The 11,416-nt window shown below is 67.2% G+C and carries 11 protein-coding genes; 6 read left to right on the top strand and 5 right to left on the bottom strand.

Annotated features, from left to right (window positions below):
• The 6 genes from B0T44_RS25105 to B0T44_RS25080 form a co-directional block, all read left to right on the top strand.
• On the top strand, nt 1-1,008 hold a 1,008-nt coding region (locus B0T44_RS25105), incomplete at its 5' end, for an acyl-CoA dehydrogenase family protein (RefSeq protein ID WP_081512688.1).
• A complete protein-coding gene (locus B0T44_RS25100; protein WP_077115585.1) occupies nt 1,005-2,603 on the top strand; it encodes an acyl-CoA carboxylase subunit beta in 1,599 nt (532 codons plus the stop codon). The genes B0T44_RS25105 and B0T44_RS25100, both read left to right, overlap by 4 nt.
• A 67-nt stretch (nt 2,604-2,670) precedes the next feature.
• The gene (locus tag B0T44_RS28360; protein ID WP_081512686.1) at nt 2,671-4,785 is read left to right on the top strand and encodes an acetyl/propionyl/methylcrotonyl-CoA carboxylase subunit alpha; all 2,115 of its coding nucleotides are present in this window, start codon (nt 2,671-2,673) and stop codon (nt 4,783-4,785) included.
• Between the two features lie 5 nt (nt 4,786-4,790).
• Complete coding sequence (locus tag B0T44_RS25090; protein WP_077115584.1) at nt 4,791-5,951, top strand: acyl-CoA dehydrogenase family protein; 1,161 nt, start codon at nt 4,791-4,793, stop codon at nt 5,949-5,951.
• 34 nt (nt 5,952-5,985) lie between these two features.
• Complete coding sequence (locus tag B0T44_RS25085) at nt 5,986-6,768, top strand: enoyl-CoA hydratase family protein (RefSeq protein WP_077115583.1); 783 nt, start codon at nt 5,986-5,988, stop codon at nt 6,766-6,768.
• 6 nt (nt 6,769-6,774) lie between these two features.
• Nucleotides 6,775-7,389 carry a TetR/AcrR family transcriptional regulator gene (locus B0T44_RS25080; RefSeq protein WP_077115705.1) on the top strand — a complete coding sequence of 205 codons (615 nt, stop codon included), beginning with the start codon at nt 6,775-6,777 and terminating at the stop codon, nt 7,387-7,389.
• A 17-nt stretch (nt 7,390-7,406) separates the two neighbouring features.
• On the opposite strand, the gene B0T44_RS25075 is transcribed toward B0T44_RS25080, so the two are convergent.
• From B0T44_RS25075 to thiS, 5 genes are all read right to left on the bottom strand, one after another.
• Nucleotides 7,407-8,207, bottom strand: a complete 801-nt coding sequence (locus tag B0T44_RS25075) for an adenylate/guanylate cyclase domain-containing protein (RefSeq protein WP_077115582.1) — start codon at nt 8,205-8,207, stop codon at nt 7,407-7,409.
• A gap of 375 nt (nt 8,208-8,582) precedes the next feature.
• Nucleotides 8,583-9,347, bottom strand: a complete 765-nt coding sequence (locus tag B0T44_RS25070; protein WP_077115581.1) for a DUF2705 family protein — start codon at nt 9,345-9,347, stop codon at nt 8,583-8,585.
• Complete coding sequence (locus B0T44_RS25065) at nt 9,347-10,336, bottom strand: ABC transporter ATP-binding protein (protein ID WP_077115704.1); 990 nt, start codon at nt 10,334-10,336, stop codon at nt 9,347-9,349. The genes B0T44_RS25070 and B0T44_RS25065 overlap by 1 nt, the downstream gene beginning before the upstream one ends.
• Nucleotides 10,337-10,450: 114 nt before the next feature.
• The gene (locus tag B0T44_RS25060; protein ID WP_077115580.1) at nt 10,451-11,224 is read right to left on the bottom strand and encodes a thiazole synthase; all 774 of its coding nucleotides are present in this window, start codon (nt 11,222-11,224) and stop codon (nt 10,451-10,453) included.
• Nucleotides 11,217-11,414 carry a sulfur carrier protein ThiS gene (gene thiS / locus B0T44_RS25055; protein WP_081512684.1) on the bottom strand — a complete coding sequence of 66 codons (198 nt, stop codon included), beginning with the start codon at nt 11,412-11,414 and terminating at the stop codon, nt 11,217-11,219. Before thiS ends, B0T44_RS25060 begins: the two co-directional genes overlap by 8 nt.
• Nucleotides 11,415-11,416: the final 2 nt, after the last annotated feature.

Raw genomic sequence — 11,416 nt, 5'->3', positions numbered from 1 at the left:
CTCGGCCTGCTCGGCATCCAGTACCCCGAACAGGTCGGTGGTGCGGGCGGGGACGGTATCGACGCCGCGATCGTCTGCGAAGAGATGCATCAGGCCGGCGCTTCCGGTGGCCTGTTCGCTTCGCTGTTCACCTGCGGTATCTCGGTCCCGCACCTGATCGCCTCCGGCAACGCCGAGCACATCGAACGCTGGGTGAAGCCGACGCTGGCCGGCGAGAAAATCGGCTCCCTCGCCATCACCGAACCTGGTGGCGGCTCCGACGTCGGCCACCTGACCACCACCGCACGCCGCGACGGCGACCACTACATCGTCAACGGCGCCAAAACCTACATCACCTCCGGCTGCCGCGCCGATTTCGTGGTCACCGCGGTACGCACGGGTGGCCCCGGATCCAGCGGTATCTCGCTGCTTGTGGTGGAGCGCGATACGCCGGGGTTCACGGTGAGCCGCAAACTGGACAAAATGGGCTGGCGGGCCTCCGATACCGCGGAACTGTCCTATCAGGATGTGCGGGTCCCGGTGGAGAACCTGGTCGGGCAGGAGAATTCCGGTTTCGCCCAGATCGCGGCGGCGTTCGTCAGCGAACGCGCCGGCCTTGCGGTGCAGGCGTACTCCAGTGCGCAGCGCTGCCTGGACCTGACTCTGGAATGGGTGCGCAACCGGGAAACGTTCGGCCGCCCGCTGATCAGCAGGCAGGCTGTGCAGAACACCGTCACCGATATGGCGCGGCGTATCGACGTCGCCCGGGTCTACACCCGCGAGGTACTCAACCGCAGCGCCGCCGGGGAAACCGATCTGATCGCGGAGGTGTGTTTCGCCAAGAACACCGCCGTCGAAGCCGGTGAATGGGTGGCCAATCAGGCGGTGCAATTGTTCGGAGGGCTCGGCTACATGAGCGAATCGGAAGTCGAACGCCAATACCGCGATATGCGGATTCTGGGTATCGGCGGCGGCACCACCGAAATCCTCACCAGCCTGGCCGGGAAGCGACTGGGGTTCCACTCATGACCACGCTGCGCAGCACGCTCGACACTGCCGCCCCCGAATACGGTGCGGCGGCCGCGGCGATGACCGAGAAACTGGCCGAGGTATCCGCCGAATTCGCCAAGGCCATCGCGGGCGGTGGCCCGGACAAACTGGCCAGGCACCGCAAACGCGGCAAACTGACCGCGCGGGAACGGATCGAACTGCTCATCGACGAGGATTCGCCGTTCCTGGAGCTGTGCCCGCTGGCCGGTTGGGGCAGCGAATTCCATGTCGGCGCCAGCACCGTCGCCGGGATCGGGGTGGTCGAGGGCGTCGAATGCATGATCGTCGCACCCGACCCCACCGTGCGTGGCGGCACCTCGAACCCGTGGACGTTACGCAAAACGTTGCGGGTCAACGATATCGTCCGCGAGAACCGGCTTCCGGTGATCTCGCTGGTGGAATCCGGCGGCGCCGACCTGCCAACGCAGAAGGAAGTCTTCGTACCTGGCGGGCGGATGTTTCGCGACCTCACCCAGGCTTCGGCGGCCGGTATTCCCACCATCGCCTTGGTTTTCGGTAATTCCACCGCGGGCGGTGCCTACATACCCGGCATGTCCGATCACGTGGTGATGATCAAGGAACGTTCCAAGGTGTTCCTCGGCGGTCCGCCGCTGGTCAAAATGGCCACCGGGGAGGAATCCGATGACGAATCCCTGGGCGGGGCCGATATGCATGCCCGGGTATCCGGTCTCGCCGATTACTACGCGGTCGACGAGCAGGATGCGATACGGATCGGGCGGCAGATCGTCAAACGGCTGAATTGGCGCAAGGCCGGGCCTGCTCCGCGCAGCGAGGTGATCGCGCCGCGCTACGACAGCGAAGAACTGCTCGGGATCGTTCCCGCGGATCTGAAGGTCCCGTTCGATCCGCGGGAAGTGATCGCTCGTGTGGTGGACGGCTCTGATTTCGACGAGTTCAAGCCGCTCTACGGGTCGAGCCTGGTCACCGGATGGGCCGAACTGCACGGCTACCCGGTGGGCATTCTGGCCAATGCGCGCGGGGTGCTGTTCTCCGAGGAATCACAGAAAGCCACCCAGTTCATCCAGCTGGCCAACAAGACCGACACCCCGCTGCTGTTCCTGCACAACACCACCGGTTACATGGTCGGTAAGGAATACGAGCAGAAGGGCATCATCAAACACGGTGCGATGATGATCAACGCGGTGTCGAACTCGAAGGTGCCGCATATTTCACTGCTCATCGGCTCGTCCTATGGCGCGGGCCATTACGGAATGTGTGGGCGCGCCTACGATCCGCGGTTCGTTTTCGCCTGGCCCAGCGCGAAATCCGCGGTGATGGGCGGAGCACAGTTGGCCGGTGTCATCTCGATAGTCGGGCGGGCCGCCGCCGAGGCGAAGGGCCAGCCGTTCGACGAAGAAGCCGACGCCGGGATGCGGGCCATGGTGGAAGCGCAGATCGAGGCCGAATCGCTGGCCATGTTCATGTCGGGTCGGCTCTACGACGACGGCGTGATCGACCCGCGGGACACCCGCACGGTATTGGGGATGGCGCTGTCGGCCATTCACAATGCCCCGATCAAGGGCGCCGACGGGTTCGGCGTCTTCCGAATGTGAGGCACCCGTGAGCTTTCCCACTTCACCGCATCCGTCCGGCGCCGCCGCGGGGGCATCCGCTGTGTCCATGACGGGGCCCACGATAACCACGGTTCTGGTAGCCAACCGGGGCGAAATCGCGCGCCGAGTGTTCGCGACCTGCCGCCGGATGGGGCTGGGCACGGTCGCCGTCTACTCCGACGCCGACGCCGACTCCCCGCATGTCGCGGAAGCCGATGCGGCCGTTCATCTACCGGGGAGCGCACCGGCCGACACCTATCTGCGTTCCGACCTGATCATCGACGCGGCGCTGGCCACCGGTGCTGACGCCATCCATCCCGGTTACGGGTTCCTCTCCGAAAACGCCCACTTCGCGCGGGCCGTGCTGGAGGCGGGGTTGACCTGGATCGGACCACCCGTCGCAGCCATAGAGCAGATGGGGTCGAAGGTCGCAGCCAAGAAGATGATGGCCGACGCAGGCGTTCCCGTGCTGGCCGAGCTCGACCCGGCGCAGATCACCGAGGCGCAGCTGCCGGTGCTGATCAAAGCGTCGGCCGGCGGCGGTGGGCGCGGTATGCGGGTGGTGCGCGAACTGGCCGAGCTGCAACCGCAGCTCGCGGCCGCGCGCCGGGAAGCGGAGTCGGCGTTCGGTGACCCGACGGTGTTCTGCGAACGCTATCTGGAAACCGGCCGGCATATCGAGGTTCAGGTGCTGGCGGATACGCACGGCGGCATCTGGGCCGTCGGCGAACGCGAATGCTCCATCCAGCGCAGACATCAGAAGGTGGTGGAGGAGGCGCCGTCGCCGCTGGTCGAGCGGGTCGACGGGATGCGGGAGCGGTTGTTCGAAGCGGCCCGGCTTGCCACCGCCGCCATCGACTACACCGGGGCGGGCACCGTGGAGTTCCTCGCCGACGAGGCGGGCGAGTTCTTCTTCCTGGAGATGAACACGCGCCTGCAGGTGGAGCATCCGGTGACCGAATGCACCACCGGGCTCGACCTGGTGCGGCTGCAACTGGATATCGCAGCCGGCGATGCACTGCCCACCCAACCGCCTGTGATGCGGGGGCATTCGATCGAGGTCCGGTTGTACGCCGAGGACCCGGCGCAGGAGTGGCAGCCGCAGAGCGGGACCGTTCATCGCATCGATATCCCCGGCGTGGCCGCCGAATTCGACGTGCTCACCCAGCCGGGTGTGCGGTTGGACACCGGTGTGGTCGATGGTTCCGTGGTCGGCGTGCACTACGACCCCATGCTGGCGAAGGTCATCTCCTATGGCCGGACCCGTGCCGAAGCGGCCCGGCTGCTGGCCGCCGCCCTGCACCGGGCCCGCATCCACGGTCTGGTCACCAATCGCGACCTGCTGGTTCGGGTGCTACGGCATCCGGCTTTCCTGGCCGGTGACACCGACACCGCCTTCTTCGACACGCATGGAGCGCACGGCCGGAGCGAAGGCGGAGGTACGCACAGAGCGCACGGCCGGAGCGAAGGCGGAGGTACGCACAGAGCGCACGGCCGGAGCGAAGGCGGAGGTACGCACGGCCTGGATGCGCTGTCCGCGCCGTTGGTGTCCGAAGTCGACGAGTCGCTGTCCATCGTGGCCGCCGCTCTCGCCGACGCCGCCGCCAACCGGGCCGCCGCGAAGGTGGCAAGCGGGCTGCCCAGCGGCTGGCGGAACCTGCCCGCACAGTTGCAGCGCAAGTCCTACCAGAGTCGGACCAGCGGGGCGCACGAGATCGATTACCGGTTCGACCGCAACGGCGGTGTCACCGTGGCAGGGCACGACGGCCTCGAATTGATCGAAGCCACCCCCGACCGCGTTGTGCTGGCGGTTCCCGGTCCACGCGGCCCGGTCCGCCGTCAGTTCGCCATCGCCCGGTACGGCGACCTGGTGTACGTCGACTCGCCGCTCGGCCCGGTCGGTGTGCGCAGACTCCCCCGTTTCAGCGATCCCGCCGAACACGTCGCCACCGGTTCGCTACTGGCTCCCATGCCGGGTAGCGTGATCCGGCTCGGCGCAGAGCCGGGCAGCACTGTGGAAGCGGGGCAGCCGATTCTGTGGCTGGAGGCGATGAAGATGGAACATACTATCGCCGCACCCGCCGCCGGTGTACTCACCGCCGTCAACGTCACCGTCGGCCAGCAGGTCGATGTCGGGGCCGTCCTCGCCGTGGTGGAACCCGCGGGCGACAACCAGGAGTGATTTCCATGAGTTTCATCGAATCCGACGAACGCAAACAGCTGCGGGCCGCCGTCGCGGCACTGGCCGCCAAATACACCTATCGCGACTATGTGCTGCCCAAGGCGCGTAACAACGAGCCGCTGACCGAACTGTGGAACGAAGCGGGCAAGCTCGGCTTCCTCGGAGTGAACCTGCCCGAGGAGTACGGCGGCGGCGGTGCGGGCATGTACGAGCTGTCGCTGGTGATGGAGGAGCTGTCCGCCCAGGGCGCGGGCCTGCTGCTCATGGTGGTATCGCCCGCGATCTGCGGCACCATCATCACCAAATACGATACCGACGAGCAGAAATCGCAGTGGTTGCCCAAGCTGGCCGACGGGTCGGCGAAGATGGTTTTCGCGATCACCGAACCCGATGCGGGCTCCAACTCGCATCAGATCACCACCACCGCCCGCCGAGATGGCGACGACTGGATCCTGAGCGGACACAAGATCTTCATCTCCGGAGTGGACCAGGCCGAGGCGGTGCTGGTCGTGGCCCGCTCCGAAGACCATAAAACGGGCAAACTCAAGCCCGCGCTGTTCATTGTGCCCACCGATGCCGAGGGTTTCGTGAAAACCCCGCAGGAGATGGACATCATCGAACCAGACCACCAGTTCACGCTGTTCTTCGATGATGTCCGGCTGCCGTCCACCGCGCTGGTCGGCAAGGAGGACGCGGCGCTGATGCAGTTGTTCGCGGGCCTGAACCCGGAACGCATCATGGGTGCTGCGATGGCCATCGGAGTCGGCCGTTACGCGCTGGACCGCGCTGTCGAATACGCCAGGGAACGCACGGTGTGGAAGACCCCGATCGGTGCGCACCAGGGTATTTCGCATCCGCTGGCGCAGGTGAAAGTCGAACTGGAAATGGCGAAGCTGATGACGCAGAAAGCTGCCACCCTCTACGACGCCGGGGACGAAATGGGCGCCGCCGAGGCCGCGAACATGGCGAAATACGCTGCCGCGGAAGCCAGTATCAAAGCGCTCGACCAGGCGATTCAAACCCACGGGGGCTCCGGACTCACCAGTGAATACGGCTTGGCGGCGATGTTGGGGGCCGCCCGGATCGCCCGGATTGCGCCGGTGAGCCGGGAAATGATCCTCAACTTCGTCGCCCAGCATTCGCTGGGTCTGCCGAAGTCCTACTGACAGCGCAAGCCCGATCGAGAGCTGGAGTGTCACCGTGCCCGATACCGAGACACCGGTCTTCGTCCGATACGCGGTCGAGGACGGGTTCGCCACGCTCACCCTGGATTCCCCGCACAACCGCAACGCGATCTCCTCGTGGCTGGTGACACAGCTGCTCGACGGACTCGGCCGGGCTGCCACCGACGAGCAGGTGCGCGGGGTGGTGCTCACCCACACCGGCAACACCTTCTGCGCGGGCGCTGATCTGAAGGAGGCGGTGCACGCCGACCCGGCGGCCGCCGCCGACGAACGCACCCGCTGGATGGTGCGGGTGCTGCGCGCCGTCCTGGAACTGCCCAAACCGGTGATCGCGCAGATCGACGGCAATGTTCGGGCGGGCGGAATGGGTATCGTCGCCGCCTGCGATATCGCGGTCGCCGGACCGGACAGCAGTTTCGCGCTCACCGAGGCCAGGCTCGGGCTCGCGCCGTTCGTCATCTCGCTCACCCTGCTGCCCCGCCTGCAACCGCGCGCCGCGGACCGCTATTTTTTGACCGGCGAAAAATTCGATGCCGCAACGGCCGAACGGATCGGCCTGCTCACCCTCGCGGCCGAGGATCCGGCGGCGGAGGTCGCGCGGCTGCGGGCCGAACTGCGCAAAGGTTCACCGCAGGGGCTGGCCGAAAGCAAACGCCTCACCACCGCAGCGGTTCTCGCCGAGTTCGACCGGTCGGCCGATGAGCTCGCGCGGCGTTCCGGCAGTTTCTTCGGCAGCGAAGAGGTTATCGAGGGCATGACTGCCTTCCTCCAGCGGCGCCCGCCTCGCTGGGCAGAATAGATGACCATGGCCACCCCGCACACACCCAAGCAGGACCGCAGCCGGGCCACCCGGCAGCGGCTGCTCGAGGCGACCATCGAATGCCTGGCCGAAACAGGCTGGGCGGCAGCAACGGTTTCGGTGGTTGCGGAACGAGCGGGAGTTTCCCGCGGCGCGGCCCAGCATCACTTCCCGACCAGGGAAGACCTCATCATGGCTGCGCTGGAGCATATGTTCGAGACACGGACCGCGGAGGCGATGGCCGAAGCGCAGGCGGCGGCCGCCGGTCTCGAGGCAAGTGTGGACCGCACCCAGGCGGTGGTCACCGGGCTGGTGGAGTCCTGCACCAGCCCGCTGTTCAAGGCGGCACTGCAGGTGTGGACGCACGCCGCCGCCGACCCGGCACTACGGGAACGCATCGTCCCACTGGAGGCCAAGTTCGGCCGGGTGTCGCACCGCCGGGCCGTCGAGGCGCTCGGCGTTGACGATTCCGACCCGGTCGCCCATCACCTGGTGCAGGCCACCCTCGACCTCGCCCGCGGCCTGGGCTTGGCCGATGTGCTCACCGACGACTCGGCGCGCCGCAAAGAGATCGTCCGCCAGTGGGCGGTCACCCTGCACACCGCTCTCGAAGGACACTGAACGGGCAGCTGCATCTTTCAAGCTCGTGAACCACCGGCCCGGCTGGAGCCGAGCTTGAAGATGCGCAGATCGTCCGGCACCCCGCTGAGCGGGGCCGCGAAGAAACTGCGCCGGTACGGGCGGACGGAGCGGTCCAGCTCCTCCAGGGTGTGCGAGGAAAGCGCGTCGAGGGTGGTCTGCGACAGCATGGTGTGGCCGTTGCCGCCCGCCTCCATCACCCGGGCGGCGATGGTGACATCGACGCCGAGCCAGTCACCGCCGATTTCGCGGGGCGAACCGGTGTGCAGGCCGATACGCATACGGGGGCGGTAGCCGTCGACGCTGATATCGGCGAGGTTGCTTTTGGCGGTTACCGCCGCCTGCACGGCGCGGTCGGCGGAGTCGAATACCGCCATGAGGCCGTCGCCCATCCGCTTCACCACATGACCGCCGCGTTCGACGATCGGCGGTTCGATGGCCTTGGCTACCCGGCGCAGCAGATCGAGCGTCGCCTCATCGCCCGCAGACAACGACCAGGAGGAGAACGACACCAGATCGGTGAACATGACGGTCACCTCATGGCTGCCTTTACCCCTGCCTATCCGCTCCAGCACCGCCTGCCACACCTGCAGCGCACCGAAACCGATCTCCCGAGCCGCGCTGGGGGTGTCGCCGACCAGTTTGTCCGCGGCGCGGGCGACCGCGCGAGCGCCGCCCGGACCGGAAACCGACAGCGGGTCGCCGAACGAGGGGTCGCCGGGGAGCTGTTCACGCGCCCGACGCAGCACCCCGATCACATCCGCACGCCCGTTCATGGCGCTGACCAACGATGCCAACATCCCGGCGTGGAGAAGACGGTTGCGGTGAGCGGCCAACGGAACGGCTATCTCGGCTTCGTCGCCAGCAGCAGCCGCATCTGCCGGTGAACCACCGACATCCGGCCCCGCTCCGGACGCGGCACGGCCGGAAGATGTTTCGCTCACGGCTCGAGAGTATCGCAGCGGGCACTCCCGGACGCAGCTACAACGGGGCCGCGAACCCCGCTGTGACGAAGTCGCGGCAGAAAATACCAGCCCGGCGCGTAACCTGCGCCGGGCCGGTGTTCACACCACGGCCGGGCAGTGGCCTGTGGTGCGCGGCGGGTGCGGGCCTCTCGACGAGGCTGCTCCCGCTGACCCGGACGGCGAGGGAAGGCTGCCCGGGTAGCTCGAGTCTCAGGCGTCGCGGCGGTTCACTACAAGCAGTGCGGCGCCGAACACGATCACAGTGAAGGCGATGAAGTAGATCAGGCTGCCCCACACGCCCCAGTGCCATTCTCCGCCCTGGCCGTTGGGTCCGCTCATGAAACGAGTCGCATTCGCGAAAGGCAGGAAGGCGTTGATCTGGCGTCCCACCGAGCCGAGCATGCCGACCAACGGTTCGATCAGCAGCATCCACAGCACGATCAGCGATATAGCCGCGGCCGACTGCCGCACCAGTGTCCCGATACCGATGGCGACCGCCACGCACAGGAACGCGTAGATCGGGATCGCGTAGATCTGCCGCCAGTTGCCCTCCAGCACCAGCGGCGCGCTCGCCTCGGGGCCGCCGACGGCCTTGGCCACCGCGAACGCGGCAAACGCCAGCACCGTGGTCAGCACTGCGGCGTACAAGCCGACCAGCGCGGTTTTGCTGATCAGCACCTTCGTCCGGTTCGGCACCGCCTGGAAGGTGGTCCGGATGACGCCGAAGCGGTATTCACTGGTTACGGTCAGCGCCGCCATGATCATCAGCACCATGACACCGAAACCGCTGATCCCGACCGTCGCGACATCAACCGTCAGCGCAGGCACGCCCGCTTCCGGGGTGTCCGACGCGGTGCGGGTCACGAACGCGAGCAGGGCCGCGAAACCGAGGCTGAGCGCCACGACGATCGCCGAGCACCACCACGGGGACTTGGTCGAGGTGAGTTTGATTCGTTCCGCTGCCAGAACGCCCATCAGAGCGCACCTCCCATCGCCACTGCTTCCTTGGCCGGGTCCGGCTCGACCGCCAGGTCCGTCTGTCCGTGGTACTGCACCTCGCCGCCGGTCATCTGCATGAACGCCTCCTCGAGCGAACCGCGCAGCGGCGACAGCTCGTACAGGGTGATACCGCCCGCGCCTGCCAATTCGCCGACCGCGTCGCTGGTCACACCTGTAACCACCAGGGCAGCGGTGCCCTGGCTCGCGTCTGCCTGAGCCGCATCTTCCTCGCGAATCGTCATTCCGTTAGAGGTGAGCAGGCTGCGCAGCTGATCCAGCTGCGGGCTACGCACCCGGACCGACGACTCGGAGGCGCGTTCGATGAACTCGCCGGTGGTGGTGTCCGAGATCAGCTTGCCGCGCCCGATCACCACCAGGTGTTCTGCGGTCTGCGCCATCTCCGACAGCAGATGGCTCGACACCAGCACGGTGCGGCCCTCGGCGGCCAGCCGCTGCATGAACCGGCGGATCCACAGGATGCCCTCGGGGTCGAGGCCGTTCACCGGCTCGTCGAACAGCAGCACCTGCGGGTCGCCGAGCAATGCGCCCGCGAGCCCGAGCCGCTGCGACATCCCCAGCGAGAACCCGCCGGCTTTCTTACCCGCCACTTCGGACAGGCCGACCAGCCGCAGTACCTCGTCCACCCGTTTCTTCGGGATAGCGTTGGTGGCGGCCATCCACTCCAGATGTGCGCGCGCCGAGCGGTTCGGATGCACCCACCTGGCGTCCAGCAGCGCGCCGACCTCCCGCAACGGGTGGTCCAGTTCGTGGTATCGCTTGCCGTTGATCAGTGCGATACCGGCGGTGGGCGTATCCAAGCCGAGGATCATCCGCATCGTCGTGGATTTGCCTGCGCCGTTCGGGCCGAGGAATCCCGTCACCTGCCCGGGGCGGACCGTGAAGGAGAGATCCTGAACCGCGACGGTCTGGCCATAGTGTTTGGTCAGCCCTTTCAGTTCGATCATGGGCACCAGCATGCCGCATCGAACCGGTTTCCGGCGTCGCCATGAGGTTGCGTTGCCGGTCATCCTCGAGGATGATCCAGGCCCCCCGACGCTATGGGGGATATCCCGGACGGACTACCGCGCAGGTGAGGACGCCTGCGCCCAGAACCGCTTCGGGATCCGGCCTGCTTCCCGCGCCAGATAGCCGGCGCGCACCGCATCGGCCATCGCCGCCGCCATCAGCGCGGGTTTGCGTGCCCTGGTCACCGCGGTGGCCAGCAGCACCGCCGAACACCCCAGCTCCATGGCGAGCGCGGCATCGCTCGCGGTGCCGATACCGGCGTCCAGGATTACCGGCACACCGGCGGCGGCCACGATCATCTCGATATTGTGCGGATTGCCGATCCCCAGGCCCGTGCCGATCGGAGCGCCCAACGGCATCACCGCCGCGCAGCCCGCGTCCTCCAAGCGCCTGGCGAGCACCGGGTCGTCGTTGGTGTAGGGCAATACCACGAAACCGGCGTCCACCAGCTGTTCGGCGGCGTCGAGCAGTTCCACCGGGTCGGGCAGCAGGGTGCGTTCGTCGGCCACGACCTCCAGCTTCACCCAGTTGGTGTCCAGCGCGTCGGCGGCCAGTTGGGCGGTGAGCACCGCCTCGGCGGCGGTGCGGCAGCCCGCGGTATTGGGCAGCGGAGTGATGTCCAGTCGTTTCAGCAGGTCGAGCACCCCGGTTCCGCCCGCGGCGTCGACTCGGCGCATGGCGACGGTGGTGAGCTCGGTGCCGGAGGCGACCAGCGCCTCCTCCAGCACTGCGAGACTTTCCGCGCCGCCTGTGCCCATGATCAACCGGGAACCGAACGTGCGGCCCGCGATCTCGAGCCGGTCGCGGGCCGGTTGGGCCTCAGCCACCTTGGACCGCCGTGACCACGTCGATCTGCCAGCCGCGGCCGACTGGCTCGTCCCAGCGTGATTTCGGGAACAGCGCGCCGTCCACCGCCAGCGCCACCCCCTGGCAAGGCAACTCCAGTCGTTCCAGTAGTTGACGCACGGTGAGCGGGTCGGTGAACTCGTGGTCGCGCCCGTTCACGGTGACACCGATGG

Origin of the sequence: Nocardia donostiensis, assembly GCF_002081715.1 — a bacterium.
Lineage (GTDB): Bacteria > Actinomycetota > Actinomycetes > Mycobacteriales > Mycobacteriaceae > Nocardia > Nocardia donostiensis.
This window is presented reverse-complemented; position numbering and strand designations above follow the sequence as displayed.

Excerpts from the sequence above, each read along its gene's own strand:
- B0T44_RS28360 (WP_081512686.1), top strand. The coding sequence starts at position 2,671 with ATGACGGGGCCCACGATAACCACGGTTCTGGTAGCCAACCGGGGCGAA.
- B0T44_RS25090 (WP_077115584.1), top strand. The coding sequence starts at position 4,791 with ATGAGTTTCATCGAATCCGACGAACGCAAACAGCTGCGGGCCGCCGTC.
- B0T44_RS25075 (WP_077115582.1), bottom strand. The coding sequence starts at position 8,207 with ATGTTGGCATCGTTGGTCAGCGCCATGAACGGGCGTGCGGATGTGATC.
- B0T44_RS25100 (WP_077115585.1), top strand. The coding sequence starts at position 1,005 with ATGACCACGCTGCGCAGCACGCTCGACACTGCCGCCCCCGAATACGGT.
- B0T44_RS25065 (WP_077115704.1), bottom strand. The coding sequence starts at position 10,336 with ATGATCGAACTGAAAGGGCTGACCAAACACTATGGCCAGACCGTCGCG.
- B0T44_RS25070 (WP_077115581.1), bottom strand. The coding sequence starts at position 9,347 with ATGGGCGTTCTGGCAGCGGAACGAATCAAACTCACCTCGACCAAGTCC.
- B0T44_RS25080 (WP_077115705.1), top strand. The coding sequence starts at position 6,775 with ATGGCCACCCCGCACACACCCAAGCAGGACCGCAGCCGGGCCACCCGG.